This window comes from Actinoplanes teichomyceticus ATCC 31121 (genome assembly GCF_003711105.1).
GTDB lineage: Bacteria > Actinomycetota > Actinomycetes > Mycobacteriales > Micromonosporaceae > Actinoplanes > Actinoplanes teichomyceticus.
Map to the genome: position 1 here is coordinate 4270707 of NZ_CP023865.1, position 26161 is coordinate 4296867.

Annotated in this window: 24 protein-coding genes and 1 pseudogene; 10 read left to right on the top strand and 15 right to left on the bottom strand. The window is 73.8% G+C overall.

Annotated features, from left to right (window positions below; all coding sequences use genetic code 11):
• Both hypF and ACTEI_RS18865 read right to left on the bottom strand, forming a co-directional pair.
• Positions 1-2310, bottom strand: coding sequence for a carbamoyltransferase HypF (gene hypF / locus ACTEI_RS18860; RefSeq protein WP_122978862.1), 2310 nt, complete (start codon positions 2308-2310; stop codon positions 1-3).
• Positions 2311-2374: 64 nt separating this feature from the next.
• Positions 2375-2950, bottom strand: a complete 576-nt coding sequence (locus ACTEI_RS18865) for a ferritin family protein (RefSeq protein ID WP_203723677.1) — start codon at positions 2948-2950, stop codon at positions 2375-2377.
• A 410-nt stretch (positions 2951-3360) separates the two neighbouring features.
• Between ACTEI_RS18865 and ACTEI_RS18870 the strand changes: the two genes are divergently transcribed.
• The 3 genes from ACTEI_RS18870 to ACTEI_RS18880 are packed head-to-tail and all read left to right on the top strand — an operon-like array spanning position 3361 to position 7074.
• On the top strand, positions 3361-3573 hold the full coding sequence (locus ACTEI_RS18870; RefSeq protein WP_122978863.1) for a DUF1918 domain-containing protein: 213 nt from the start codon (positions 3361-3363) through the stop codon (positions 3571-3573).
• 40 nt (positions 3574-3613) lie between these two features.
• A complete protein-coding gene (locus tag ACTEI_RS18875) occupies positions 3614-6226 on the top strand; it encodes a cation-translocating P-type ATPase (protein ID WP_239082419.1) in 2613 nt (870 codons plus the stop codon).
• On the top strand, positions 6223-7074 hold the full coding sequence (locus tag ACTEI_RS18880) for a universal stress protein (protein WP_122978864.1): 852 nt from the start codon (positions 6223-6225) through the stop codon (positions 7072-7074). The genes ACTEI_RS18875 and ACTEI_RS18880 overlap by 4 nt, the downstream gene beginning before the upstream one ends.
• Positions 7075-7099: 25 nt before the next feature.
• Here ACTEI_RS18880 and ACTEI_RS18885 read toward each other — a convergent pair whose 3' ends face one another.
• The 8 genes from ACTEI_RS18885 to ACTEI_RS18920 form a co-directional block, all read right to left on the bottom strand.
• Positions 7100-9841: a cation-translocating P-type ATPase gene (locus ACTEI_RS18885; protein ID WP_122978865.1), complete on the bottom strand. Its 2742-nt coding sequence runs from the start codon at positions 9839-9841 to the stop codon at positions 7100-7102.
• Positions 9842-10027: 186 nt separating this feature from the next.
• Entirely contained in the window at positions 10028-10894 is an 867-nt protein-coding gene (locus tag ACTEI_RS18890; RefSeq protein ID WP_372443268.1) for a universal stress protein, read from the bottom strand.
• Between the two features lie 213 nt (positions 10895-11107).
• The gene (locus ACTEI_RS18895) at positions 11108-11611 is read right to left on the bottom strand and encodes a hydrogenase maturation protease (RefSeq protein ID WP_122978867.1); all 504 of its coding nucleotides are present in this window, start codon (positions 11609-11611) and stop codon (positions 11108-11110) included.
• The gene (locus ACTEI_RS18900) at positions 11608-12906 is read right to left on the bottom strand and encodes a Ni/Fe hydrogenase subunit alpha (RefSeq protein ID WP_122978868.1); all 1299 of its coding nucleotides are present in this window, start codon (positions 12904-12906) and stop codon (positions 11608-11610) included. Before ACTEI_RS18900 ends, ACTEI_RS18895 begins: the two co-directional genes overlap by 4 nt.
• Positions 12903-13718 (bottom strand): NADH-quinone oxidoreductase subunit B family protein, encoded by an 816-nt coding sequence (locus tag ACTEI_RS18905; protein WP_122978869.1) that lies wholly within the window; start codon positions 13716-13718, stop codon positions 12903-12905. The genes ACTEI_RS18900 and ACTEI_RS18905 overlap by 4 nt, the downstream gene beginning before the upstream one ends.
• Complete coding sequence (locus ACTEI_RS18910; protein WP_122978870.1) at positions 13718-14569, bottom strand: FAD/NAD(P)-binding protein; 852 nt, start codon at positions 14567-14569, stop codon at positions 13718-13720. The genes ACTEI_RS18905 and ACTEI_RS18910 overlap by 1 nt, the downstream gene beginning before the upstream one ends.
• Positions 14566-15045 carry a cyclic nucleotide-binding domain-containing protein gene (locus ACTEI_RS18915; protein WP_203723676.1) on the bottom strand — a complete coding sequence of 160 codons (480 nt, stop codon included), beginning with the start codon at positions 15043-15045 and terminating at the stop codon, positions 14566-14568. Before ACTEI_RS18915 ends, ACTEI_RS18910 begins: the two co-directional genes overlap by 4 nt.
• On the bottom strand, positions 15042-16208 hold the full coding sequence (locus tag ACTEI_RS18920; RefSeq protein WP_122978871.1) for a 4Fe-4S dicluster domain-containing protein: 1167 nt from the start codon (positions 16206-16208) through the stop codon (positions 15042-15044). The genes ACTEI_RS18915 and ACTEI_RS18920 overlap by 4 nt, the downstream gene beginning before the upstream one ends.
• Before the next feature lie 320 nt (positions 16209-16528).
• Between ACTEI_RS18920 and ACTEI_RS18925 the strand changes: the two genes are divergently transcribed.
• On the top strand, positions 16529-17395 hold the full coding sequence (locus ACTEI_RS18925) for a universal stress protein (RefSeq protein WP_122978872.1): 867 nt from the start codon (positions 16529-16531) through the stop codon (positions 17393-17395).
• A 205-nt stretch (positions 17396-17600) separates the two neighbouring features.
• Positions 17601-18047 carry a hypothetical protein gene (locus tag ACTEI_RS18930; protein WP_122978873.1) on the top strand — a complete coding sequence of 149 codons (447 nt, stop codon included), beginning with the start codon at positions 17601-17603 and terminating at the stop codon, positions 18045-18047.
• A gap of 94 nt (positions 18048-18141) precedes the next feature.
• Here ACTEI_RS18930 and ACTEI_RS18935 read toward each other — a convergent pair whose 3' ends face one another.
• Positions 18142-18645 carry a hypothetical protein gene (locus ACTEI_RS18935; protein ID WP_122978874.1) on the bottom strand — a complete coding sequence of 168 codons (504 nt, stop codon included), beginning with the start codon at positions 18643-18645 and terminating at the stop codon, positions 18142-18144.
• A gap of 550 nt (positions 18646-19195) precedes the next feature.
• On the opposite strand from ACTEI_RS18935, the gene ACTEI_RS18940 reads away from it, so the two are divergent.
• The 5 genes from ACTEI_RS18940 to ACTEI_RS37135 all read left to right on the top strand — a co-directional run bounded on the left by ACTEI_RS18940 (position 19196) and on the right by ACTEI_RS37135 (position 22594).
• Positions 19196-19609, top strand: coding sequence for a TrmH family RNA methyltransferase (locus tag ACTEI_RS18940; protein ID WP_203723675.1), 414 nt, complete (start codon positions 19196-19198; stop codon positions 19607-19609).
• Between the two features lie 368 nt (positions 19610-19977).
• Positions 19978-20550 (top strand): hypothetical protein, encoded by a 573-nt coding sequence (locus ACTEI_RS18945; RefSeq protein WP_203723674.1) that lies wholly within the window; start codon positions 19978-19980, stop codon positions 20548-20550.
• 60 nt (positions 20551-20610) lie between these two features.
• Positions 20611-20793 carry a hypothetical protein gene (locus ACTEI_RS18950; RefSeq protein WP_122978876.1) on the top strand — a complete coding sequence of 61 codons (183 nt, stop codon included), beginning with the start codon at positions 20611-20613 and terminating at the stop codon, positions 20791-20793.
• A 532-nt stretch (positions 20794-21325) separates the two neighbouring features.
• Positions 21326-21859, top strand: coding sequence for a hypothetical protein (locus ACTEI_RS18960; RefSeq protein ID WP_187645952.1), 534 nt, complete (start codon positions 21326-21328; stop codon positions 21857-21859).
• Positions 21860-21979: 120 nt separating this feature from the next.
• On the top strand, positions 21980-22594 hold the full coding sequence (locus ACTEI_RS37135) for a hypothetical protein (protein ID WP_145831024.1): 615 nt from the start codon (positions 21980-21982) through the stop codon (positions 22592-22594).
• Positions 22595-22720: 126 nt separating this feature from the next.
• On the opposite strand, the pseudogene ACTEI_RS39195 reads toward ACTEI_RS37135, so the two are convergent.
• The 4 genes and pseudogenes from ACTEI_RS39195 to ACTEI_RS18980 all read right to left on the bottom strand — a co-directional run.
• Positions 22721-22777 (bottom strand): annotated as a pseudogene (locus tag ACTEI_RS39195) (hypothetical protein); the annotation flags it as partial.
• A gap of 39 nt (positions 22778-22816) precedes the next feature.
• Positions 22817-23524: a hypothetical protein gene (locus tag ACTEI_RS18970; RefSeq protein ID WP_145831023.1), complete on the bottom strand. Its 708-nt coding sequence runs from the start codon at positions 23522-23524 to the stop codon at positions 22817-22819.
• Between the two features lie 201 nt (positions 23525-23725).
• Complete coding sequence (locus tag ACTEI_RS18975; RefSeq protein WP_122978878.1) at positions 23726-24673, bottom strand: TIGR01777 family oxidoreductase; 948 nt, start codon at positions 24671-24673, stop codon at positions 23726-23728.
• 280 nt (positions 24674-24953) lie between these two features.
• Complete coding sequence (locus tag ACTEI_RS18980; protein ID WP_122978879.1) at positions 24954-25895, bottom strand: aldo/keto reductase; 942 nt, start codon at positions 25893-25895, stop codon at positions 24954-24956.
• Positions 25896-26161: the final 266 nt, after the last annotated feature.

Genomic DNA, 26161 nt, shown 5'->3' on the forward strand with positions numbered 1-26161 from the left:
TCAGTCTCCCTCCGCGAGCCGGGCCGCCGCGACCGCGGCCTGGCCGTAGCAGATCCCCCCGTCGTTGGCCGGCACGTCCCGGTTGAGCAGCGCGGTCAGTCCCGCGGCGCGCAGCCCGGCGGGCAGGTCGGTGGCGAGGATGCGGTTCTGCAGGCAGCCACCGGAGAGGCAGACGACGGTGACACCGGTGCGCTCGGCGGCGCGGGCACAGAGCGCCACGGTCACGTCGACGACCGTCCGGTGCACCGCGGCGGCCAGCTCGGTGACCGGCACGCCCGCCGCCGACCGCCGCAGCAGGGCGGCGAACGTCGGCGACCAGTCGTAGACCCACAGTCCGCCGGACCGGGCCAGCCGCCACGGCAGCGGCCGCGCCGGGCGCCGGGCACGGTGCGCGGCCGCCTCCAGCAGCACGGCCGCCTCACCCTCGTAGCCGGCCTCGTCGCAGAGGCCGAGCAGGCCGGCGACCGCGTCGAGGAACCGGCCGGCGCTGGAGGCGTACGGGCTGCGCACGCCGCGCTCGATCATCCGCCGGATGGTGGCGTGCTCGGCCGCGGGCATCCGGTCCCGGCAGGCCGGCGCGGGAGCCGGGGGCAGCGGGAACTCGCCGCCGTACAGATATCCGAGCGCCATCCGGACCGGACGGCGCACCGCGGCCTCCCCGCCCGGCAGCGGCGCCCGGCCGAACCGGCCCAGCCGGCGGAACCCGGTGTAGGTCGCGAGCAGCACCTCGCCACCCCAGAGGGCGCCGTCGTCGCCGTATCCCAGACCGTCGTAGGCGACGCCGAGGAACGGGCCCTCGACACCGTGCTCGGCGGCGCAGGACACCACGTGGGCATGGTGGTGCTGCACCCCGATCCGCCGGGTGCCGGGCGCGGTGTCGCGGGCGTAACCGGTGGACAGGTAGTCGGGATGCAGATCATGGGCGACCGCCTGCGCCTCGAACCGGTGCAGGCGGCTGAGCTGGGCGACGGTGGCGCGGAAGGCGGCGAGCGTGTCGGCGTCGGCCAGGTCGCCGCCGTGCGGGCCGAGCAGCGCGCTGCCGCCGCGCGCCAGGGCGAAGGCGTGTTTGAGTTGCGCCCCGACCGCCAGGATCGGTTGCGGCGCGGCGACCGGCAGGGGCAGCGCCGCCGGCGCGTACCCGCGGGCGCGGCGGAGCATCCGGCGCACCCCGGCCACCACCTGGACGACCGAGTCGTCGTAGCGGGCCCGGATCGGCCGGTCGTGACTCAGGTGGCCGTCGGCGATCCCGGTGAGGCGGTCGGCGGCGTCGGTGTCGGCGATGGCGATCGGCTCGCCGGCCCGGTTGCCGCTGGTCACCACGAGCGGTCGGGCCAGCGCCCGCAGCAGCAGGTGGTGCAGCGGCGTGCAGGGCAGGAAGAGACCGATCCGGTCCACGCCGGGCGCCACACCGGCAGCCAGTCCCGCGCCGGGACGCGCGGTGGTCAGGACGATGGGGTGGGCCGGGCAGGTCAGGGTCGCGCGTTCGGTGTCGGCGAGGTCGGCGACGGCCGCCGCGGCGGGCAGGCCGGCGACCATCACCGCGAACGGCTTGCGCGCCCGCGCCTTGCGCCGCCGGAGCCGGTCGACGGTGTCCGGGTCCGTGGCGTCGCAGATCAGCTGGTAGCCGCCGAGGCCCTTCACCGCCACGATCCGGCCGCGCGCGATGGCGTCGCACGCCGCGGCGAGCGCGTCCTCGCCGGACGCGGCGCGGCGCCCGGCGTTCCACGCCAGCCGGGGACCGCACGCCGGGCAGGCGACCGGCTCGGCGTGGAAGCGGCGGTCGGCCGGATCGTGGTACTCGGCAGCGCAGCGCCGGCAGAGCGGGAACCCCGCCATCGCGGTCCGGGCCCGGTCGTACGGCAGTTCGTCGACGATGGTGGCGCGCGGTCCGCAGGCCGTGCAGTTGGTGAACGGGTACCGGTAGCGGCGGTCGGCCGGGTCGAACACCTCGGCCAGGCAGTCGGCGCAGGTGGCGAGGTCGGCCGGAAGTCCGGCGAACGCCGGCGGCACCGCGCCGGTCGCGCTGTCGATCACGCGGAATCCCGGTGGCGGCGCGGTGGCCGTCCGGCCGACGACGACCTCGGTGACGTCGGCGGCTTGCGGTCCACCGGTCCGCAGCGCGTCGATCAGGCGCCGCACCGCCCGGTCCGGTCCGGCGACGTCGATGACCACGTCGCCGCCGTCGTTGCGGACCGCGCCGTCGAGTCGCAGACCCGTGGCGAGCCGGTGCACGAAGGGGCGGAAACCGACCCCCTGCACGGTGCCGCGCACCCGCACGGACCAGGCCACCGCCTCGCCGACGGCGGTCATGGCGGGGTCGCCGGGGACCGGGCCCGCCCCGGCGCCGGGCGCGTCGTCGCGGCGGCCGCGCCGGTCATCGGCCGTGCAGGGCGTCGGTGAAGCGGCCGGCGTGCTTCGCCTCGTCCCGGGCGAGTTCGTCGAACAGCCGTGCCGCGACGGCGTCACCGCGCCGCACCGCCCGATCGCGATACGCCGGGGAGGTGGCTGTCGCCTCCGTGCGCTCGCCGGCCACAGCGGTGCGCAGGTTCTCCTGGGCCGCGGTGCAACCGTCGCGCCGCGCTTGCCTGGCGAACGCGGGGTACATCACGGTGGCCTCGTGACGTTCCCCGGCGATGGCCTCGGTGAGGGTGTCCACGTCGCTGCGCACCAGGCCGGTGAGCCGCGCCAGCTCGGCGAAATGCTCGTACCGTTCCTGACGCGCCGTCTGGCGGAACAGCCGGGCCACCGTCGGCGACCCGGCCTGCGCCGCGTAGGCCGAGCACGCCGCGTAGGCATAGGCGTGGCCGTGCATCGCCGCCACCGCGTCCGCCCGGGTGGCGGGGTCGATGCCGGCCGGTTCGGGTGTGCTGCCACCGGCATACGTCGCTGCCGGCCCCGCGACCGCCATGACGGCGGCCAGCCCGACGCCGAGCGCAGCGCGCGCACGCATGAGAACCTCCGATATGCGGAATATTCGCGGTTTTCCCCTGCATACCATGCGGTTCGGCACGGGGGTGCGGGTTTCCGCATCGAGCCGATCGCGCGGACATGACCCGACGAACCCGGAACGGGCGGGCTGCCGGGACCGGGCCGGCAGGCGGGTTCGGCGTACCTGAGCGGCCGGTCGGTGGTACCAACAGAGAAAGAACCGAGCGTGCGGCGCTGAGCGGCGCGGCCCGGGTACCGGGATCGCGTCATCGAGGGCAGTGACGGTCTCGCGGGGGCGGTGGGGCGCCAGCCACGAGCACACCGATCGCCAGGCGCGCACCCTGACCGGCCGCGCTCACCCGCGAGCCCGAGGCGCCGAGCGACCGTACCGCCCGTGCCGGGACGCCACGCGAAGCAGACAGGAGAAGCGTGATGAAAGCTCACATCGGCGACCGCATCATCGTCGCGGGAGTCCACGTCGGCATCGAGAAGCGGGTCGGCGTCATCACCGGCATCGAGCACCCGGACGGAACTCCGCCGTACACGGTGCGCTGGATCAACGACGACCACACCAGCCTGTTCTATCCCGGGCCGGAGAGCCGGGTCGAGCCGAGTCACCGCCATCCGGCGGCCACCGCGCCTTGACGCGGCCGGTCGGCGATCCGGCTGATGAGCCAGGGCGGCGATGACGATGACCAGCCGGATCGAGACGACTGTCGCCGCGGTGCACGGCCTGTCCAGCGCCGAGGCGGCCGCCCGGCTGGCCACCGACGGCCCGAACGCCGTGGCCACGCCGCCGCGGCGCGGGATCCTCGCCCGGACCGGCCGGCAGCTGGCGGATCCGCTCGTCGCGCTGCTGCTCGCCGCCGGCACCGTGACCGCGTTCCTCGGCGACCTGCCGGACACCGTGATCATCGTCCTGGTGGTGGTCGTCAACACCGTGATCGGTGTGGTCCAGGAGGTCCGGGCCGACACCGCGATCGCCGCGCTGGACCGGCTGGCGGCGCCGGTCGCGCGGGTGGTCCGGGACGGGCGCGACCGGATCGTCCCGGCCGCGCAGCTGGTCCGCGGTGATCACGTACGTCTGGAGGCGGGCGACGTTGTCCCCGCCGACCTGCGGCTGAGCGAGGCGCAGCGCGCCACCTTCGACGAGTCCGCGCTCACCGGAGAATCGGTTCCGGTGCACCGGGCCGCCGCCGACACGGCCGGCGCGGGCACCGTGCTGACGACCGGCCGGGCCGCCGGCACCGTGATCCATACCGGGGCGGCCAGCGCGCTGGGCCGGATCTCCGAGCTGGTGGCTCGTACCCGGCCCGGCCCCACCCCGCTGCAACGGCGCATCACCGGGCTCGGCCGGATCCTCGGGGTCACCGCCGTGCTGGTGTCGGCGCTGTTCTTCGCGTTCGGCCTGCTCGCGGGCCAGCCGGTGACGCGGATGGGGATCACCGCGGTGAGCCTGGTCGTCGCGGCGGTGCCGGAGAGCCTGCCGGCCGTCGTGACCCTCGCCCTGGCCCTCGGCGCCCGCCGGATGGCCCGCACCCGGGCGATCCCCCGCCGTCTGCACGCGGTGGAGACGCTGGGCTCGGTCACCGTGATCGCCTCGGACAAGACCGGGACGCTGACCGAGAACCGGATGGCCGTGCGGCAGGCGGTCACCCCGGACGGCGCCCGGTACACCGTCTCCGGCGCCGGGTACACCCCGCGCGGCACGATCACCGGGCCCGGCGGCGTCGCCGGTCCGGCCCCCGCCGCCCTCCGGGAACTGGCGCGGGACGCCGCCCTGTGCAACGACGCCGGCCTGCTGCCCCCGGCCGCCGGGCGCGCCGAGTGGGGCGCCGTGGGCGATCCGATGGAGGCGGCCCTGCTCGCCCTCGCCGGTCGCTGTGACCTGGACCCGCAGGCCGAGCGTGCCGGCGCACCACGGGTCGCGGAACAACCGTTCGACCAGGCACGCCGCCGGATGACCACCGTGCACCGCCTGCTCGACGGACGGTTCCTGGTCATCACCAAGGGTGCCCCGGAGAGCCTGCTCCGGCCGGGGCCGGACGCGACCCTGCTGGCCGCCGCCGCCGACCTGGCCGTCGAGGGTCTGCGGGTGCTCGCGGTGGCCACCGCGCTCACCGAGGACCTGCCCGATCCGGCCGCTCCTCCCCCGCTGCGCCCGGCCGGGCTGGTCGGCATCGGCGATCCGTTGCGGGCCACGGCACGAGACACCGCGGCGGCGTTCGCGCGATCCGGCGTACGCCTGCTGCTGATCACCGGTGACCATCCCGGCACCGCCACCGCGATCGGCCGGGAGCTGGGCATCCTGGAGCACGGCGACGCGGTGGCCCGCGGTGACAGCGGCCCCCTGACCGGCGACCGGATCGCGCACACCCGGGTGTTCGCCCGGACCCAGCCGGAGCAGAAGCTCGACATCGTCGCCGCCCTGCAGCAGCGCGGCGAGGTCGTCGCGATGACCGGGGACGGGGTCAACGACGCGCCGGCGCTGCGCCGCGCCGACATCGGCGTCGCCATGGGCGGCGGCACCGAGGTCGCCCGGCAGGCCGCCGACCTGGTGCTGGTCGACGACAACCTCGGCACCGTGGCCGCCGCGATCGGCGAGGGCCGCCGCATCTACGACAACATCCGCCGGTTCCTGCGCTACGCCCTCTCCGGCGGGGCGGCCGAACTCATCGTCATGCTGGCCGGGCCGCTGCTGGGGATGCCCCTGGCCCTGCTCCCGGCCCAGCTGCTCTGGATCAACCTGCTCACTCACGGCGTGCCCGGCGTGGCGCTCGGCGCCGAACCCGCCGAGGCGGACGTGGCGCGCCGGCCGCCGCGTTCCCCGCAGGAATCGGTGCTCGGCGCGGGTCTGCTGGGCAGCATCCTGATCGGTGGCGTCTGCGTGGCGAGCGTGACCCTCGCCGCCGGCACGACCGCCGGCGCGCTGGGACTGCCGTGGCAGTCGGTGATGTTCCTGGTGCTCGGCCTGGCCCAGCTGGGCGTCGCCCTCGCCGTGCGGGCCAGGCCCGCGCCCGGTGGCGGGCGCAACCGGTGGCTGATCGCCGCCGTGGCGGGATGCCTGCTCCTGCAGCTGGCCGGGGTGGTGGCCGAACCGTTGCGGACGCTGCTGGGCACCCAACCGCTCACCGCCGCCACCATGCTCGCCTGCGTCGTCGTCGCGGCGGTGCCCGGGCTGGCGCTGCGGCTCGCTGACCGGCTGCACCGGGCGGCCGGCGCTCCGGCAGCCGGTGGATCGTCCACGCCCGCACCGGTCCCGGCCGCACCGGGCCGGAAAGGAGCGCCGCACCGGTGACCAGGAAGATCATTGTCGGCTACGACGGGTCGCCCGACGCACGCCGCGCGTTGACCTGGGCCCTGGACGAAGCGGCCCGCACCGGTGTTCCCACCGAGCTTCTCTACGCCGACGAGTGGCCCCTGTGGGCGCCCGCGGCGAGCCTGGCCCCCACGGTGGCGCTCCGGCCGGAGAGCTACGTGGCGGACAAGATCACCAAGATGCTGGACGACGCCGTGCGCGCCGCCAAGGAGACACATCCCGCGGTCAGCGTGTCGGCCACGACCGCGTGGTCGTACGCGCCGGCCGCGTTGATCACCAGCTCGGCGGAGGCCGCGCTGGTCGTGGTCGGCGGGCGCGGGCACAGCGCCGTGGCCGGGCTGCTCGGCTCGGTGAGCGCCGCCGTCAGCGCGCACGCCCGCTGCCCGGTCGTGGTGGTCCGCGGCGACGCCACCGGCGCCGAGCCCGTGGTCGCCGGGATCGACGGCTCCGCGCTGGCCTCCGCCGTGCTGCATTTCGCGGCGGCGCAGGCGATGTCTCGCACCGTGCCGCTGCGGGTGATCCGCGCCTGGACACCGGTGATCGGCCCGTGGGAGCAGGGCCCGGCGCTGCCGCGCCCGGTGACCGCCCAGGAGCGCCGGCCCTTCGACGCCCTGCTGGCCGTCGTGCGCGACGCGTTCCCCGACCTCGTCATCGAGGCCGAGGCCAGGGTGGAGCACCCGGCGGCCGTGCTCACCGCGGCCAGCAGCACGGCGCAGCTGCTGGTGATCGGCAGCCGGGGACGCGGCGCGGTGCCCGGCATCCTGCTCGGCTCGGTCAGCCAGCATCTGCTGCGGCACTCGGCCTGCACCGTCGCCGTCGTCCACTGAGCGAGCCGTCGCGCATCTCCGGCGGTCAGGAGCCCGGTGCCGGGACCGGGTGTGTGGTCCAGGTCGCCGGCCCCGCCATCGCGGGCCGCGGTCCGCGGCGGCGCAGCCGCGCACGGTAGATCTCGTCGACGCCCCACACGATGACCGGGAAGGGCGCCAGGAAGGCCAGTTCGGCCCCGCCCAGCGGCGCGGTGCCGAACAGCGGTCGCAGCGGGGGCAGCCAGATCAGCGCGGCGGCGAAGGCCAGCTCGAAGGCGATGCCCCCGAGCAGCAGCCGGTTGCTGAACACCCCGATGGAGCGCAGCGACGCGTGATCGGTGCGGGACGCGAACGCGGTGCCGATCTGGCAGGCCACGATCCCGGCGAACGTCATCGTCGTGGCCCGGGCGTGCGCGGCGGGGGGCAGCGCGTCGCCGGGCCGCCAGCCGATCCGCCACAGGGTCCAGCAGAAACCGGCCATGACCAGGACCGCGGACGTCACCCCGAGCAGGCCCCAGGCCCGCCACAGCAGCCGGCGGTCGATGATGCCGGTCCGCGGTGCGCGCGGCGGCCGGTCCATCAGCCCCGGCTCGGCGCGTTCCCGGCTCAGCGCGAGCGCGGGCAGCGTCTCGGTGCCCAGGTCGATGGCGAGGATCTGCAGCACCGTCAGCGGCACGGGAACGGCGCCGCCGGACAGGGCGAAGACCAGGAACGGCACGATCTCCGGTACGGCGTGCGCGAAGATGTAGAGCACGAATTTGCGGACGTTGTCGTACACCCGCCGGCCCGCCTCGACGGCCCGTACGATCGTCGCGAAGTTGTCGTCGGTGAGGACCATCGTCGCGGCCTCCCGGGCGACGTCCGTTCCCGATCGGCCCATCGCGACGCCGATGTCGGCGTGTCGCAACGCCGGGGCGTCGTTGACGCCGTCCCCGGTCATGGCCACGATGTGGCCCTCGGCGCGCAACGCCTCGCAGATGCGCAGCTTGCCCTCGGGCGACGAGCGGGCGAAGACCGTCTCCCGGCGGTCGGCCAGCAGCCGGTCCAGCGCGGCGTCGCCCATCCGGTCCAGCGCGGCGCCGGTCACGATGCGCAGCCGCCCATGACCGATCCCGACCTTCGCGGCGACCTCCGCGGCGGTGGGCCCGTAGTCGCCGGTGATGACGTGCACGGTGATCCCGGCGCGGTGGGCCGCCGCCACCGCCTCGGGCACCGCCGGGCGGGGCGGGTCCACCATGGCCACCAGGCCGAGGAAGGTCAGTCCGGTCTCGGCCGCCCGGCGTCCGGCGGTCAACCGCTGTGGCGCGGCGACCCGGCGGGCGACCGCGATCACCCGGAGACCGGCGCACGCGTACCGGTCGACGGCGGCCATGACGCCGGCCCGGTGGCGGTCGGTGAGGGCCGCCGCCCGCCCCTGGGCGTCGAGGGCCGTGGTGCACAGCGGCAGGACGGACTCCGGTGCGCCCTTGGTGTACAGCCGGCCGGCGGTGACCACCGACATGCGTTTGTCGCGGGGGTCGAAGGCGTACAGCGCGGTGCGGGCGGCGTCGCGGCCGGCCGGGTCGACCGCAACCCCCGCTGTCTCCGCCAGTCGCAGCAACGCCAGCTCGGTCGGGTCGCCGCCGTCGGCCGGGTCGCCGCCGTCGGCGGGACGGGCGGTGGTGCAGACGGCCGCGGCCAGGGCCAGGTCGCGGAGGTTGCGGTCGGGCCCGGCCGCCGCCACGTCCCGGTCCGCACCGGCGAGCCAGACCCGGGTGACCCGCATCCGGTTCTCGGTCAGCGTTCCGGTCTTGTCGGTGCAGATCACCGTCGTCGATCCGAGCGTCTCCACCGCGGACAGCCGCTTGACGACCGCGCCGGCCCGGGCCAGCTCCCGGATCCCGGCGGCGAGCGCGAGGGTGATGGTGGGCAGCAGGCCCTCGGGGACGTTGGCGACGATCAACCCGATCGCGAAGGTGACCGCGGCCGTCCAGCCCAGGCCGGCGAGCACGCCGATCGGCAGGAAGCCGAGCCCGGCCGCGACCGCCGCGACCGCGATGATCCAGGTGGCCCTGCGCACCTGCCGCTCCAGCGGGCTCGGCTCGACCCGGCCACGCTGCGACAGCGCGGCGATCCGCCCGATCTCGGTGTGCATCGCCGTGTGCGTCACCACGGCACGCGCCTGCCCGGCGGTGCACGACGTGCCGCTGAAGATCAGTTCCCGCGCCTCCAGCAGCGGTCCGGGAACCGGCTCGGCGTCGGCGGCGCGGGTGACGGGCACGGACTCACCGTTGAGCGCGGACATGTCCACCGCCACGACGCCGTCGATGAGGCGGGCGTCGGCGCAGATCCGGTCTCCTTCGGCGACCTCCATGACGTCGCCCGGCACCAGCTCCCGGGCCGGCACCTCGACCGGCGCGCCGTCGCGCATCACCCGCGCGGACGCCGGCAGATACGCGGCCAGCGCCTCCACCGCCTGCTCGGCCTGCCGCTCCTGCACGAACGCGAACCCGGCGTTGAGCGCGATGACGGCGAGCACCGCGACGGCCAGCGGCGCGGAGTGTCCGGCCCAGGCCAGCATCGCGGCGACCATGAGCAGGACCGCCAGCGGCTGGGTGAGCTGGGCCCGCAACTGCCGGGGCCAGCGCCGCCCGTGGCGGCGGGACAGTTCGTTGGGGCCGAACACGGTCAGCCGGTGTGCCGCCTCGCGCGAGCGCAGCCCCGCCGGCGAGGAGCGCAGGTGCCGGAAGAGCTCGGTCGGCGGCTGGCGTTCGTCGACCTCGGCCGGAGCCGTCATCGTCTGTGCCATGCCCTCACCGCCTGCCAGGGCCAGCCCGGCAGGTCAGGGGCGCGGGCCTGCGGCTTCCGGGGAGTGATCCCGGACCGCGTCGTCTCCTATCCCGACATCCTCGCATCACACCGCGCGGCGGCCACGCCGTTCCGGGCGAACCCGGGCGCCGTCTGCGCACCGTGAAGGCCGGCGCGCGGACCGGACTCAACCGGCGGCCGCCCGGCGATGCGGCACCACCAGCACCGGCCGGTAGGCGTGGTGCAGCGTCGCCATGGCGACGCTGCCGAGCAGGATCTCCCGCAGCGCCGAGTGTCCCTGGGAGCCGACCGCGATCAGAGCGGCCTGATGGGTACGGGCCTGGCGGGCGAGCGCGGCGGCCACCGCCCTGCCGTGCTGGGCGTGCCCGCCGGCGAAGGGCACCTCCACCAGGCCGGGCAACGTGGGCACGGCATGTTTGTCGCCGTCCTCGACGTGCACCGGCACCACGTGCCGGTCCGGGAACAGCCGCGCCACGGTGTCCCAGGTCGTTCGCGCGGCGGGCGAGCCGTCCCAGCCCACGACCACCCGGCCCACGTCGAGCACGTCCCGTTCGGCCTGCAGCAGGGGGTGCGGCACGACCAGCACGGGGCGCAGCGCGTAGTGCACGACCATGTCGGAGACGCTGCCGAGCACCGCCTGGGCGCCGCTGAGGCCGCGGGACCCGACGACCATCAGGTCCGCGTCGACCTCCTCGGCGATCTCCCCCAGTTGCAGGCCCTCACCGCCGTAGGTGCGCCTGACCAGCGGTTCGGCTCGCCATCCGTACGTGCCGGCCAGCGCGACGCCCATCGCCGCCAACCGGCGGGCCTCCGCGTCGCCCTCGCGTTCGATCGCCGCCACGAAATCGTCGAGCCCGCGCGTGCCGTGCCACAGCCGGCGCCGCAGGGCGTCGCTGGCGAACGGTGGCGTCCACAGCAGCGTCACCCAGGCGTGGGCGCCCGGCAGCAGCCTGGCCGCGACCTCGATGGCGGCCCCGGCCGGCAGGGATCCGTCGTAGCACAGCAGCACCCGGGTGCCGGGTGTCTCGTCCACCATCGCGCTCCCCTCGCAGGTCCCCGGCCGCCCGCCGTCACCCCGCGCAACGGCGGAAGGCGCCGCCTCCGGCCGTACGCGAGGCCACGCCGACCGATATGCCCGCCACGTCCCGATTGTGCAGCACCGCAATGCCGCGGGCCTCGTATTCGCGCATCTGCTCGGCGATCCCGCCACGCGTGCCGGACCGCGGTGGTCACCGGGCCGGCGGCGTCAGGCGGCCCGGGGATCGCCACCGGTTCCGGCCACCAGCTCACCGGCCCGGCGGGCCACCGGCTCCACCAGGGCGGCCACCTGCGGGCTGAGATCGACCCCGAACCCGAACTCCCGGCCGGACACGGCCAGCACCACCAGCCGCCGGGGCAACCGGCCGAGCGCCCGGGCCAGCGCCACCGTGCTGCCCAGGCTGATCCCGTGCGAACTGGCGGTGCCGCCGGCCGGGCGGTCCACGTCGTCGACGACCAGCTCGTACACGCGGCCCGGCTGGTCACCGCCGCGCACGGCGTCGACCAGCACCACCAGATCGGCTCCCGCCCACAGGTCCAGCAGGCGGGCCGGATCGCCGTCGCTGACCCACAGTTCGGCCGCGGCCAGCCGGGGTTCCCGGCCACGCCGCTCGGCGAGCGCCGCGACGACAAGCGGACCGAAGCCGTCGTCGCGGCGGTACTCGTTACCGAGGCCGATCACGATCCGGCGGCCGGGTGGGTGGACGCTCACGCCCGATCCACCGTCAGGTCGAGGAAGTGGGTGGCGCACGAGATGCACGGGTCGTAGTTGCGGATCGCCTGTTCGCACTCGTGGGTCAGGTGCTCGTCGTCGAGGTCCAGCCGGGCCTCGACGAACCGGCGCAGGTCCTGCTCGATGGCGGCCTGGTTCTGCGACGTGGGCGGGACGATGCGCGCCGAGGTGATCAACCCGTCCGGGTCCAGGCGGTAGCGGTGGAACAGGACGCCGCGGGGCGCCTCCGTGGCGCCGTAGCCGACCCCGGCACGCGGCGGCACGTCCACGTACGGGCGGGCCGGCGGCTCGTACTCGTCGATGATCCGCAGCGCCTCCTCCACGGCGTACACCGTCTCCACCGCCCGCACCACGATGCTGCGGTACGGGTTGCGGCAGTCCGGGCCCAGCCCGGCGGCGGTGGCCGCCTGCGTCGCCAACGGCGACAGCCACCGCCGGTTCAGGGTGTACCGGGCCGCCGGGCCGACCAGGTAGCTGCCCCGGCCGGCCAGGCGCGCGTGCAGCGCGGTGGAGTGCGGCACCTGGTCCTCGACCACGTGCTCCTCGAAGTGCCGGGGGCTGAAGCCGTGGCCGCCGGTGGTGACGACGCTGCCGGATTCGATGGCGTACCGGCCCGGCGTGCTCAGGGCGAGGAACTCGTGGTCGTGGTGGAACTCGGGGAAGTCGAAGCCGGCCACCCACCGCACCGTGTCGAGGGCCAGTCGCAGGGCCGTCCGCAGGGTGTCGCGCAACGGAGCGAGCTCCCGCGGCAGCGGCGTACGGTAGAAGCCGCCGACCCGCACGTTGACCGGGTGGATGGCCCGCCCGCCCAGCAACTCCAGCACGTCGTTGCCGGCCCGCTTCAACGCCAGCCCGCGTTCCACCAGGTCACGCCGGTCCTGCGCCAGGTGCAGGGCGCTCGGGTAGCCGAGGAAGTCGGGCGCGTGCAGCAGATAGATGTGCAGGGTGTGGCTCTCGATCCACTCCCCGCAGTAGAGCAGCCGGCGCAGCGCCGCGACGGCCGGGTCGACCGGCACGCCGCAGGCGTCCTCGATGGCCGCGCAGGCGCTCATCTGGTACGCCACCGGGCAGATCCCGCAGATGCGGGCGGTGATGTCGGGTGGCTCGGTGTGCCGGCGCCCGCGCAGGAAAGCCTCGAAGAAGCGCGGTGGCTCGTAGATCTCCAGGCGTACGTCGTCGACCGCGCCGCCGCGGACCCGCACGTGCATCGCGCCCTCGCCCTCCACCCGGGCCAGCGCCCGCACCTCCAGCGTGCGGTCACGACGGTGCGTCATGCCGGCTCCCGCCCGGCGTCGCGCGGGCCGGCCGCGGGCGGCGGCCCGACGGTGACCCGGGACAGCTCGATGAACGCCGAGGTGTTGAACGTCCGGTAGGCGCGCCGGACGTCGTCCTCGGACATCCCGGTGGCCCGCAGCAGGCCCGCCTCCGCGGCGGCGTTGGGGCTCTCCATCGGCCCGAAACAGCCGTAGCAGCCGCGCCGGTGCGCCGGGCACAGCGCGCCGCAACCGGCGTGGGTCACCGGGCCCAGGCACGGCTCGCCGTGGGCCACGACGACACAGACGTTGTGGCGCTGCTTGCACTCGAAGCAGACGCTGTGCGCCGGGATGTTCGGCTTACGGCCGACGAGCAGCGCGGTGATCACCTCCAGCAGCTGCCCCCGGTCGATCGGACAGCCGTGCAGCTCGTAGTCGACGTCGATGTGCGCGGCTATCGGGGTGGAGGTGGCCAGCGTGGCGATGTAGTCGGGCCGGGCGTACACCACCGCGGCGAACTCGTCGACGTCGGCGAAGTTGCGCAGCGCCTGCACGCCGCCGGCGGTCGCGCACGCGCCGATCGTCACCACCGTGCCGGACATCTCCCGAACCCGGTGGATGCGCTCCACGTCGGCGGCCGTGGTGATCGAGCCCTCCACCAGCGACACGTCGTAGGGGCCGGGGTCGACGGCGCGGCTGGCCTCCAGGAAATGGGCGATGTGCACCCGGTCGGCGACCGCGAGCAGCTCGTCCTCGCAGTCGAGCAGGCTCAGCTGGCAGCCGTCGCAGGACGCGAACTTCCACACCGCCAGGGTCGGCGCGCCGCCGGTCATCACAGCTCCCGCACCGAGATCAGCGGCTGCGCCCGCGCGTAGTCGACCACCGGGCCGTCGCGGCACAGCAGCAGCGGGCCGAGCTGGCAGTGCCCGCACCAGCCCACCGCGCAGCGCATGTTGCGCTCCAGCGACACCCGCACCCGCGAGGCCGGCACGCCCCGGCCGATCAGCGCCTGCGCGGTGAACCGCATCATGATCTCCGGGCCGCACAGGAACGCCACGGTCCGGGCCGGGTCGAACCGGGCCGGCGGGACGAGGGTGGTGACGACGCCGACCTGACCGGTCCAGCCCGGCGCCGGCCGGTCCACGGTCACCGCCACCTCGACCGCGGCGGCGGCGAAACGCGCCACCTCGTCGCGGTAGAGCAGGTCGGCCGGGGTGCGGCCGCCGATCAGCAGCACCACGTGCCGGTATCGCCGGCGGTCGGCCAGGATCGCGTGCACGAGCGGGCGCAGCGGCGCCAGGCCGATCCCACCGGCGACGATCACCACGTCCTGGCCGGCGGCCGACGGTTCGTCCCAGGCGGTACCGAACGGCCCGCGTACGCCGATCACCGCGCCGGGCTGCGCCGCGTGCAGGGCCCGGGTCACCGCGCCGACCGCGCGCAGCGTGTGCACCAGTCGCCGGGCCCGGCTCTGCCCGGGCTCGGCGATCGCGCTGACCGAGACCGGGACCTCTCCGATCCCGTACGCCGTGAGCATCGCGAACTGTCCCGGCGCGAACTGTGCCAGCGGGCCGGCGTCGGGTTCCAGAGTGAGCGTGACGGTGTCCGCGGTGTCCACGTGCCGGGAGATCACCCGGTACGGCCGGGGAACCGCCGGGCCCGCCTCGACGGCCGGGGCGCTCACGGCTGCCTCCCGGGTGCCGCCGGGGCGTACAGGTCCAGCAGCCGCAGCCGGGTGGCGTGCAGCCGTTCGGTGATGACCGGGGTGAACAGGCGCAGCATCGCGTAGCCGAACACCGGGTCGGTGTCACACCGCGCGCGGACGGCGGCGGCGTCGAACACCACGGCGTCCACCGGTGAGCGGGTGACCGCCCCGAAATTCCACCGGTACGGCGGGTACAGCCAGGACCAGCCCAGCACCGTTCCGGCGGTGAGGGTCTCGATCACCTGATCGCCGCGGCCCGGCACGCGCAGGTCCAGGGCCACACTGCCCTGTTCGATCAGCCAGAACCGGTCCGCCTCGCCGCCCTCGGTGAAGATTCGTTCACCCGGCGGGTACGCCACCGGCCCGCCCAGCGCGCAGAGTTCGCGCAGCAGCCGGGGCGCGAGCCTGGCGAAGAACGGCGCCGCCGACACCCGATCGGTGAGGTCCACGCTCACGGCTGGTCGCCTCCGGCCGGCGAGGCCGCGGCCCGCAGGCCGGACAGCGCGGCGATCTCCTGGGTGATGTCGATCCCGGTGGGGCACCACGCGATGCACCGGCCGCAGCCGACGCACCCGGACGAGCCGAACTGCTCGTGCCAGGTGCCCAGCTTGTGACTGATCCACTGCCGGTACCGGGCCTGGCCGCTGGTGCGCACACTGCCCCCGTGCAGGTACGAGAAGTCCAGGTCGAAACACGAGTCCGAGCGCCGCCACCGCTGCGCGTGGTCGCCGGTGAGGTCGGTGACGTCCTCGGTGGTGCTGCAGAAGCAGGTGGGACAGACCATGGTGCAGTTGCCGCAGGTCAGACAGCGCGAGGCCACGTCCTCCCAGTGGGGTGAGGTACGACTGGCGGCCAGCAGTTCCGGTAGCCCCTCGGCCGGCATCGACCGGCCCATCGCCGTCGCGGCGTGCGCCACCGCGTCGGCAGCCCGTGACCTGATCGCGTCGTCGGCGGGCCGCCCCGGCAGGCCGGACAGCACCTCCGCCCCCGACGGCGTCCCGGCGCGCACCAGGAAGCGGTGGTCGCCGCCGTCGAGCAGCTCGGTCATGGCCAGATCGAAACCGGCATCCGCCTGCGGTCCGGTCCCCATCGACGTGCAGAAGCAGGTCGCACCCGGCTCGGTGCACTCCACGGCGATCACGAAATTGCCGTCCCGCCGCGCGGCGTACTGCGGGTCCACGTGCCGGCCGCCGGTGAGCACCCGGTCCAGGATCCGGATCGCCGCCAGGTCGCAGGGCCGGACACCGAGCAGCGCGTACCGGCGGCGTTCGACCGTCTCGGTCACCGCCACGCCACCGTCGGGCGTACGCTGCGCCTCCCACAGCTTCACCCGCGGCGGATGCAGCACGTCCTTCCAGGACTGCGGCCCGGCCGAATGACCGAACGCGGCCGTGTCGCCGCGCGGCCGCAACCGGTAGCGGCCCGCTTCGGTGTCGACGCCCCAGCCGTACGGCAGTTCGGCGGCGCCGGACAGCTCGGCGAGCACGATCGCCCCGTCCCGGACCGTCGGTCCGACGATCGTGTAGCCGAGCCCGTGCAGCATGTCGCAGAGGTCGGCCAGGGCCGCCACCCCGATGATCACCGGTGGTGGCCGGTCGTCGTACGTCTCCGGTGGCATGACGCCTCCTCGGGCCTGCGGATGCGCTCGGCCGGACGGCGGCCTGCGGCACCGGCGTCGGGCCAGCGTCCACGGCGGTGCCCGAAGCACCCTGGTGCCAGCCTAGACGCGGCGGCTCACCGCTGCGGCGGAACGACGGGACGCGGCCGGCCTCCACACCGGATCAGCGTGCCCACGGGAACCGGTGACGCGCTACCGCCGGGCCGCTCGTCGTCCGGGCGCGGGCCGGGCCGCCACCCCCGGGAGCTGCGACCGGACCCGCGTCCCGCCCGGTCAGGTGTTACGGTCCGAGGAGCCGGCTCCATCCCGGGAGGCAGCCGATGAACACCAGCGGACCCGTCCTCGTCGGCACCGACGGCTCCGCACCGGCGCAGGCAGCGGTCCGCTGGGCCGCGATCGAGGCCCAGCGCCGCGGCGGCGCACTGACCATCCTCACCGCGTACGACACCACCTGGGCCGCCACGCCCGGCCTGCCGCGCCGGGACCCGGCGGACGCGGCCGATCTGGCGGAGGAGATCGTGACCGACGCCCGCGCCGCCGCCGGCACCACCACGTTCACCGTCCCGGTGCACACCGTGGTCGCGCCCGGCGACCCGGCCGCCGTGCTGCTCCACCACGCCGCGAACGCCGGACTGCTGGTGGTCGGCCACCGGGGCCGCGGCGGGTTCACCAGCCTGATGCTCGGATCCGTCGGGCAGCGGGTGACCACCCACGCGCCCTGCACCACGGTCGTGGTGCGCGGCCGGAGCACCGCCGCCGACGGTCCGGTGGTGGCCGGCGTGGACAGCTCACCCGGCGGCCGGCTGGCCCTCGACGCCGCCTTCACCGCCGCCCGCCTGCGGCACGCGCCGGTGCTGGCGGTGCACGCCTACGCCGAGCCGTTGCCACCGGTCACCCCCGGCCTCCCGCCGATCCTGCCCCCGCCCGCCGAAGATCTGGCGCGGTGTCACGCCGAGCAGGTGGACGACCTGCTGGCCGGCTGGCGCGGCGAGTATCCCGACGTCCCGGTGCAGGTCCAGGTCGCCGCCGGGACGGCCGCCGGACTGCTGGTCGGCGCCTCCTACCGGGCGCAACTGGTGGTCGTCGGCAGCCGCGGTCACGGCACGGTGACCGGGACCCTGCTGGGCTCGGTCGGTCACCAGCTGCTGCATCACGCGGACTGTCCGGTACTGGTCGCCCGCGGTTGACGCCGGTCCAGGACCGCCCGGGGTTCGCCGGGCAGATCGCCTCCCCGCGATGTCGCCACGAGGCCGGTCGCATCCGGCGTCGGTGGCCTGTCCCGGCGAGAGGAATCGACACTTCCCGGCCGCGGCGAGGCGCCGGGGATCGCAGGCCCGGGGCGTCTCCCGCGGATCTCCCGCATGTCCTCCTGCCGGCTGTGATGATCGCAGCATGAGCGCCTCGGAAGATGAGACCGGATATCCGCTGGTCATGCCGATGGCCGACTGGCTGGTCGTTGACGCGGTCATGGACCTCGAGATCCAAGACCTTCGTGACAAAGCGTGGGAGTCGGGCACCCCCGACCAGCTGGACGAACACGCGTCCGGTCTCGCCGATGTGGCCGAAAGCATCCGGCAAGCCGGCTGGCACCAGATTCCGGATCTGCCGCAGGACGCGAGCGGATTCGAATCCTGGCCGAAGCCGGGGCAGACCGCGAATCTTTCCCTTACCGCCCGGCAATGGGGCCTGGTGGTCTCCGCCCTGCGGCGCTGGGCGGCGGTCGACGAGCCGAGCGAACCGCAGGATGCGGCCGCCTGCAGGCGGATTGCGGCCATGTTACGCGAACAGTTCATCGAGAAGCGTTACGGCGAAATCCCGCCGGTAAGGACCGAATGGTAGATCCAGGATGAGTGCGGGAAGGGCCGGGTGATACCGCGACGGCGCCCGGCCGGGCACGCAGCCGCCGGCATTCCGGCCATCGGCCGGACGAGTTTCAGAGATCTTCCGACATGCCCCCGTTCTGAAGAATGTACCGGCCGCCGACAAATGCTATGGCCATGGCGGCGGCGGCGCCCGCTCCGATCGCCGCCTTCTTGAAGATCCCGTCCAGGAACTGTTTGTTCTCGGTGTCCTTGGCGGACTCCTGTCTCGCCGTCTCCATCATCTGTTCGATGAGGTACCTTGTCTCTTCCCAGCCGATGTCCTCCTGGCCGAGCTTACCTTTGAGGACCTCTCTGATCTCTCGGTATGCTCGGTGGACATGATCCTGGCTGTGCGAATTGGATGTCAGCGTGGATTCGTGCTCCCTCTCCAGGATCTCCAGCGAAGCGGTGAGAAACTTCGTGTACTCGGGAAGTTGCTCGATGATCTTCAGGGCGACTTCCCTGTCCATGTCCGGCATCATCGCCGCGAATTGGAACACTTTATCTTTGGACAGGCTTCGCCAGGTGTCGATCCCGAGCGCCTTCTTTACCTCGGCCTCATTCTTGTAGCCCATGCAGCACCTCCGCGGCGGACCGGCCCTTCGAGACTGAAGAGTCTAACCGAAGGAACAGGCCAGCGAATTGCCAGCCCCTTTTGCGCCGCAAGCTCCCGAAAGCTAATGTGTCCGGGCCCCACCGATGGCCCAGGCATCCGGACCCTGGTCGGGATTATTCATCTCGACACCGTCGAACGTGACAAGACCACCAATGCCGGTCGGGTCATACGCGAAGGCGTAGGCCCGATCTCAGCCCCGACCTTCGCCCCGGAGCCGTTCGCGGTCGACCGACAGCCGAACGGCAGTGACCCGCGCCCCGGGCGAGGGCGGGTGACTCCGGCGGCACGCGCGGGCGGGCGGTAGCATGTCGGTCGCAATCACGCCCTCTGTCGATGGCCCGCGTGCGCCGAGAAGCACGCCATCACATGATCTTCGAATGCTGGAGCGTCACCGCTCCCGTACGGTGAAGCCCGCGATCCGGGCCCGGACCCCTCGGGAGATCCGGTCAGCCCGGCGTCCTCGCCGGCACCGATGCTGGGGACACCTCATCGCGGCACCCCTGTGGCCGTTGCACGGCGCCAACCTCGGCACGTTGTTGCGCACCTGCGACGCCGTCGGGGCGTGCCTGGCGGTGCCGCCGTTCGGCTGGGTGGACGAGGCCCTGGCCCGCGGCAACACGCTGAGGCAGCCGGCCTGCGTGCACCGCGTCGGCAGCCCGTTACGGTGGCTTGCCGGCGAGCGTCAGGCGGGAGCGAGCATCCTCGGCGTGGAACTGGCCGACGAGGCGGTCCGGCTCGCTGACCTGCCCCCCGCCCGGCGCCGGACCGTCATGGTGCTCGGGCACGAGGCCACCGGTATCCCACCGGAGGCGCTCGACCTGCTCGACGGTGCTGTGGAGATCCCGATGGCCGGCACCGGGTCGAGCCTCAACGTCGCCGTCGCCGGGTCACTGGTGCTGTACAAACTCGCCGGACTCCTCTAACGGCGGCCCCAGGCGCCGATCACCCACGTGACGGCGCCTGGCTCGGCGCCCGCACGGTCGGCGACAGCTCCGGAGGATGAGTCTCAGCGCGGCCACAGGCATCGAGCGCAATGATCCGATGCATGGTCAGGATCGGTGCCGCGCGCGGGGAGATGTCGTGATGGCCGGACGGGGCGGGGGCCGGGTCCCGGTGCGAGCCGTGTTCGCCTACGGCGCCGCCCTGGCGATGACACCGTATCTTCTGATCAAGATTTCCTGGGTGACAGGCGCCCTGTCCGGTCTGCCGAGCAGTTGAGCGTGGCCGGCTTCGTGGTGCTGAACACCGTCACGATCGGTATGGGCCCCTCATCCAGGCCAGCTTCATCGGGATGGGGGTGGGGCTGGCCGTGGCGTTGCCGTCCCATCTGCGCGCTCGCCGGCCGGCCGCGTTCGCCGGCAGGGTCGGGGACGGTGTGGTGGGCATCCGTCCGTCCGAGGTGTTCCGGCCCGGACCGGTGATGCTCGCGCTGGCCGGGACGCTGCTGGTCGGGGCGCTCGACCTGGTGTGGGCGGCGGGCGGCACGATCGGTCTGCGAGATCCCGCCGCGCGGGAACCGACCTGGCATCTGCAGGCCGGCAACGCCGGGATCTGGTCGCTCGCCGGAGCGTGGGGCGTCTGGGTCATTGCCCGGGCTCGCCCGGCGGCGCCCCTGTGGATGCCGAGCAGCGCGAGCTGGCTGGCGTCGGGGTTCCTCGTCGCCTGGGGCTGCTGGAAGCTTCCTTTCGCGGTGTACCCGGCCGTGGAGCCCGAGGCGGGCACGGCGTGGCCGGAACAGCTCGGCGTCGTGTCGGTGAAGCTCCTGCTGGGGATCGTCGCGGGCGCCGCGATGCTGAACACCGTCCTTCGGGCCTGTCGTGCGAGACGGCGCGACCACGACACGTTCCTCTCGACGCGGGAGTGAACGGCGGCGCTCGATTCCGTACGCGGGGAAGTCGCCGGTCGCCGTGGTCAGCGGATCGTCGTGGCGTTCCCGGAGAACCGGGCGGTCCGGCCTGGCCGGCTCGCGGTCGTCGCCGAAGGCCCGGCCGGGCGGTGGCAACGGACCGCCCTGGCCGCCAGCTCGACGGTCACCAGCCAGGCGTACACCGGCATCACCGGCTCGCTACGTGCGGACCCGGTAGCGCACATGGGTGACGCCATCTGACTCGACGACCCGCGTGCGTTCCAGATCTATCGCCTTGTCGAGGTTGCCGAACAGCGCGACCCCGCCTCCCAGCAGGACCGGCACGACGTTGAGGTCGATCTCGTCGATCTGTCCGGCACGCAGGTATTGCTGGGCGAGACTGGACTGGTCACGGACACCGGGCGGCTCCCGGCCGCCGGGCGGGCCGGGTCCAGCGCGCTGAGGATGCCGTCGGTGACCGCGGTGCCACCGGTGCCGGGTCCGGCCCACTGCGTCGGCCGGCGATGGGTGACCACGAAGAACGGCGCGCCGGTGGGCTGCCGGCCGCCCCAGCCGCGGGCGATGTCGAACGTGCGACGCACAGGGTGGCTCTGGCGCCTCGTTCCGGGTGTCCGGGACCGCTGCTGACAGAGGCTTTGCCGAGCGGCTTCGGCTAAGCCGGCCCCGGCCGGTGTCGAAGCTGGTAGCGGCAGCACTGTTCGCTCGGCAGCCGGTTCCGGTCGCCGGCCCGACCACGAAGGGCCCACCCTTGATGACGTCGCCCTCGCCTGTCATGGCACGGTACCGGTTGCTGGAGCGCCGCGCGGTCGGGCTGTGCGCCCGCCACCGTATGCGGCTGCTGCGGCTGAGTCTCGGCGCGGTGCTGTTCTGGTTCGGGGTGCTGAAGTTCGTGCCGGGCCTGAGCCCGGCCGACGCGTTGGCGATCCGCACCATCGACGCGCTCAGCTTCGGGCTCGTCACCGGCGGCACGGGGCGGCTGGTGCTGGCCGTCCTGGAAACCTTCATCGGGGTCGCCCTGCTCACCGGCCGGCTGCCGCGAGCCGCTCTCGCCGCGCTGCTGGCCCAGATGGCCGGCACGCTCACCCCGCTGGTGCTGTTCCCCGCACAGATGTGGCAGCACGCGCTGGTGCCCAGCCTGGAGGGCCAGTACATCCTGAAGAACATGGTGCTCATCGCCGCCGCCCTGACCCTGGTGGGCACCCTGTCCCCGGCTCCCGAACCGCTGCCGCAGCCGCTCGCCGCACCGCGCGAACCCGACGGCGTCGATGCGCACCGTCCCGAGATGGCGTGCTCGGCCTCGGGCTGACGCGGCCGGCGAGGTCTCGCACCCCGCGTCGTCCGCCCGGCGCACGCCGTACGGCCTCGTGTCTGCGGGCAGGCTGTGTCCTCAGGCCGTTCACAGCCGGACACGAGAAGGCTGCCGTCTATGGATGCCGTCGAAGTTCCCGACCCACCCCGATGGGCGCGGATCGCCGGAACGGTGGGCTGGGTGGCGCCCGTGCTCGGCTTCGTTCCCCTCCATCTACCGTGGATGTTCGGCGTCCCCTTCCTGGCTCACGCGCAAAGCTTCGATGCCTGGTACCACGGCCGCAGCAACGGCACGGAGAGCTTTCCGAACGGGATCATGGGCATACCCGCCGGAGCCTTCTATCTCACCCTGCTCGCGGCGCTCGCCGTTCTCGGCGGTGTGCTCGCGCTCGGCCTCACCAGGCCCTGGGGGTTGATCTATCCGCGATGGATGCCGCTGCTGGGCGGGCGGCGGGTCCCGGCATGGTTCCCGCTCACCCCCACCGTGCTCGGCTCCGCTCTGATGATCGGCTACACACTCACGCTTCCGGTCCAGATCCCCCGGGCCATCGCCGACGCCAGCCCCGCCGACCCGTTCACCATCACCGGCGCGCTCATCGGCCTGCCGATTATTCTGGCCTGGACAGCGGCGCTCCCGCTCGCCGGCTGGTCGTATTTCCGGCGCACCCGCCGAACACCGGCTGCGAAATGGCACGACACGGCTTCCGAACCCCACCCACCCGTAACTCGCTGAGGTCACGGCACGACCCGCGGAGGGTCCGAACCTGAGGCTGCGGCCAGAGGCTGTCCGGGAGTCATGCGGCCCGGTGTACTCCACGCGCGGCGGCGCTTCGGCGTACGCGTGCCGGTCGATCAGGCCGTACGCCTGGGGCCGGCGCAGCGTCGGGGTGAGAACCTTCCGCGAGATGCCGCCGATGAGATGTCCGTGCGGGTGAGCCGCGGGCGTACCGGGAACCTATTTCACCCACCACCATCCGTCGCCCACTTCCCGTTGCGGTTGTCCCCGATCGCCCGAGGCGGTGGTGATGCTCGTCTCCGCGGTAGGCGGATCGGCGAAATATGCCAGACCGGTTCCGGATTCGGCTCGCCAGTCCTGCCACATCTGCACGAACAGCACGGTGCGATCGGCGTAGGCGAATCCGGACGGGGACAGCGAACGGACGCCGGGTGGCAGGGTCAGGTCGCCCGCCAGGCGTCCGGCGCGGTAGTCCCGGGCCAGTTCGATGAGCGCCGTGCGATGGGTGTGGTATTGGTACTCGATGTAGTCGTCCTGCGGATCGTGCCGGGCGGTGACGACCACGCCGGTGGCGGCCAGGGCCAGGCTCGCCCAGGCGACTCCCCAGGATCGTCTCACGCACGCGGCCAGGATGACCGTGGTCGACACCAGTGCGGCGGTGAGCAGAATCGCCAGCCAGATCGACTTGCTGAGGAAGGTCGCCCCGAAGGGCGGGCCGGAGCTGAGCCACAGCACCGGCACCGGCAGCCAGCCGGAACAGCCCAGAGCCATCTGGAGCAGGCCGCGACGGCTCCACACTGCCGTTGCGGGTCCGGCGCGCTCCGCGAAAGATCCTTTTTCAGGAGGTTCCCCGTCCTGCCGGTCGGCCGGGTCCCACAGACGCCACTCGGCTTCTTCACGATCGGCCGCAGACGTGTCAGCGCGCATGACCACGACCCTGCGCCACCGGCCGTCCGCGCGGAAGGCCGGACACGAGACCTCCACAAGTTCTCCCCAGGCCCGGCACACCGCGAGGGCCGCCCCGCGGCGATCCCCTCCGACGCGATCCGGCGGCGAGACCGTGCCGGCGGCTCAGCGACCGGCGGGCGAAGGTCGGACCATACGTGCCCGGTGCGCCGGCGGCCCCGGCTACCTGCCGCCTCGGCGGCGCCGGGAGGTCAGATCGGCGGCCGCGGCCCGCCACCGCGGATGGTCGAACGTGAACCCCGCCTCGGCGAGGCGCCCCGGGACGACTCGTCGGCTTTTCAGCAGCAGTTCGGTGTCCGAACGGAGCGCGAACGCGCCGATCTCGGCCATCCCGCTGGTGGCCGGCAGCCCGACCGGCATCCGCCAGGCCGTACGCAGGTGGCGGATGAATTCTCGCTGCGGCAACGGCTCGGGCGCGGCCACGTTCACCGCCCCGGCGAGGTCCTCGCGCTCGATCAGGAACTGGACGACCCGGACGAAGTCGTGGTCGTGGATCCACGAGACGTACTGCCTGCCGCCGGCCACCGGTCCGCCGAGGCCCAGCCGCACGAGCCAGCTGAGCACATCGAAAACGCCGCCGCGGTCCGGGCTCATCACCATGGCCGACCGCAGCGCCACCTTGCGGGTGTGCGGTGTCACCGCCCGCTCCTGCGCGGCCTCCCAGTTCCGGGCGATCCTCACGCTGTACGCCCAGTAACCGGGCACGTCGTGCTCGTCGCCGCCGAGCAGACCGTCGCGCTCGTCGTTGGCCGCGTCGAACCGGTGCGCATAGATCGTCGCGGTGCTCATCTGCAGCCACACCCGGGGCGGCCGGGCCGCCGCGGCGATGGCATCACCGACGACGCGCGCCGACTCCACCCGCGAATTCATCATGGCTTCCAGGTTCTCCGCGGTGTACCGGCAGCTCACGCTGCGGCCCGCCAGGTTGATGACGACATCGCTGCCGTCGATCTCCCGGACCCAGTCCCCGGGCGTCGTGCCGTCCCAGTAGACCTGCCGGTCGCCTCGTGGGGCGCGCGTCAGCACAACGACATCGTGACCGCGCGCGGTCAGTGCCCGATCCAGGATCGTGCCGACCTGCCCGGTCCCACCGGGAATGACGACCTTCACGACAGCCCTCCACCTCGCCGGCGGCCAGCCGCACGGCCGCGCCGGCGCCGCACCGATCACGCTCGCCCACGCCGGCGGAGCGCCGCCGTCCGCCGCGGCGGAATCGCCGGGTCGCCGCGCCCGCGGTCCGCGGCAGCCGCCGTCCATGCCGACCGCTCCTCTTGAGCATCTGCTCAAGAGGAGACGATACGACGTTTTGAGCGGTCGCTCAAGTACGGCCGGCCGCAGCGCGGGGCGGGACCTTCGCGGTGTCGGGGCCGGGCAGCTCTTCGGGTACGGCTCAGGCGGCCTCGTCGAGCTCACGGCGCTGGTCGTCGCTGAGGGTCACCCGGTCCGCCTGGAGCGCCTCGTCCAGCTGCGCCGGGGTGCTCACCCCGACGATCGGGGTGACCGCCGGGTCGCCCGTCGCCATCCAGGCGAGGACGACCTGATTACGACTGACGCCGAGCTGGTCGGCGACCCGGGTGAGCGCGGCGAGGCGGCGGTCCGTTCCCGGGTGGTGGTACGCCTCCGGGAACGGCCGGTCCGGGCGAGTGTAGGCGCCGTTGATCAGCGGCGTGTAGGCCCACAGCGCAACGCCGGGCTCGGATCGGGCATAGTCCAACGCCTCCGCCGACAGGAACCGGTGTCCCTGGTCGGGAACCCGCGCGCCGGGGCGGGGTTGCACGTAGGACCACCGCAGCTGCAGCGCCGTGAAGCCCGCGACACCCTGCTGCCCGGCCAGCTGCCGGGCACGCTCCACCCGCCACACCGCGTGATTGGACGCGCCGAGCCGGGCCACCACTCCGTCGCGTACCAGCTCACCGAAGGCGGCCACGGTCTCCTCCAGCGCCACCGTCCGATCCTCACCGTGCGCCCAGTACAGGTCGATCCGGTCGGTGTTCAACCGCTTCAGGCTCGCCTGCGCCGCAGCGCGGATCACCGGCCCGGACAGGCCCTCGGCCGACTCCGGCCACCGGCCCGGCACCGTCGGCTGGTACCGCACCTTCGTGCTGATCCGCACGCGGTCGCGGACCCCGGGCCGGGCGGCCAGCCACCGCCCGATGAGCGCTTCGCTCTGCCCGCCCACACCGCTGGGATCCGCCCAGAACGCGTAGTTGTTGGCCGTGTCGATCCAGGTGCCGCCCTGATCGACGAAGCGGTCCAACAGCGCCATGGAGGAGGCCTCGTCCAGCCGGGTACCGAAGTACATCGCACCGAGGATCATCCTGCGTCCGGTCATCGCCTTTTCTCCCTCCCGGTAGGTCGACGGCGTCCACGCTGTCACCTGGAGCGCGCTCCAGGTCAAGGGCGGGTGGGCGGTCGCCTCCCGCACACCGGGGACGGGTGGCAGCTCATGCGCGCGGCGAGGGCGACCGGCGTACCGCGGGCGGCAACCGGACGGTGACCCGGCGGCCACCGTCCGGCGATCAACGCGCCGCGGAGCGCGACGAAGGAAACGGTGAACCCGGCAGCGAGCCGGGCGCCGTACTGTCGAAGGGGTCCTCC

Bases quoted from the DNA above. Each gene is read 5' to 3' on its own strand.
- hypF (WP_122978862.1), bottom strand. From the start codon at position 2,310: ATGACCGCCGTCGGCGAGGCGGTGGCCTGGTCCGTGCGGGTGCGCGGC.
- ACTEI_RS18865 (WP_203723677.1), bottom strand. From the start codon at position 2,950: ATGCGTGCGCGCGCTGCGCTCGGCGTCGGGCTGGCCGCCGTCATGGCG.
- ACTEI_RS18870 (WP_122978863.1), top strand. From the start codon at position 3,361: ATGAAAGCTCACATCGGCGACCGCATCATCGTCGCGGGAGTCCACGTC.
- ACTEI_RS18875 (WP_239082419.1), top strand. From the start codon at position 3,614: ATGACGATGACCAGCCGGATCGAGACGACTGTCGCCGCGGTGCACGGC.
- ACTEI_RS18885 (WP_122978865.1), bottom strand. From the start codon at position 9,841: ATGGCACAGACGATGACGGCTCCGGCCGAGGTCGACGAACGCCAGCCG.
- ACTEI_RS18900 (WP_122978868.1), bottom strand. From the start codon at position 12,906: ATGACGCACCGTCGTGACCGCACGCTGGAGGTGCGGGCGCTGGCCCGG.
- ACTEI_RS18905 (WP_122978869.1), bottom strand. From the start codon at position 13,718: ATGACCGGCGGCGCGCCGACCCTGGCGGTGTGGAAGTTCGCGTCCTGC.
- ACTEI_RS18920 (WP_122978871.1), bottom strand. From the start codon at position 16,208: ATGCCACCGGAGACGTACGACGACCGGCCACCACCGGTGATCATCGGG.
- ACTEI_RS18925 (WP_122978872.1), top strand. From the start codon at position 16,529: ATGAACACCAGCGGACCCGTCCTCGTCGGCACCGACGGCTCCGCACCG.
- ACTEI_RS18930 (WP_122978873.1), top strand. From the start codon at position 17,601: ATGAGCGCCTCGGAAGATGAGACCGGATATCCGCTGGTCATGCCGATG.
- ACTEI_RS18935 (WP_122978874.1), bottom strand. From the start codon at position 18,645: ATGGGCTACAAGAATGAGGCCGAGGTAAAGAAGGCGCTCGGGATCGAC.
- ACTEI_RS18945 (WP_203723674.1), top strand. From the start codon at position 19,978: ATGGGGGTGGGGCTGGCCGTGGCGTTGCCGTCCCATCTGCGCGCTCGC.
- ACTEI_RS18960 (WP_187645952.1), top strand. From the start codon at position 21,326: ATGGCACGGTACCGGTTGCTGGAGCGCCGCGCGGTCGGGCTGTGCGCC.
- ACTEI_RS37135 (WP_145831024.1), top strand. From the start codon at position 21,980: ATGGATGCCGTCGAAGTTCCCGACCCACCCCGATGGGCGCGGATCGCC.
- ACTEI_RS18970 (WP_145831023.1), bottom strand. From the start codon at position 23,524: ATGCGCGCTGACACGTCTGCGGCCGATCGTGAAGAAGCCGAGTGGCGT.
- ACTEI_RS18980 (WP_122978879.1), bottom strand. From the start codon at position 25,895: ATGACCGGACGCAGGATGATCCTCGGTGCGATGTACTTCGGTACCCGG.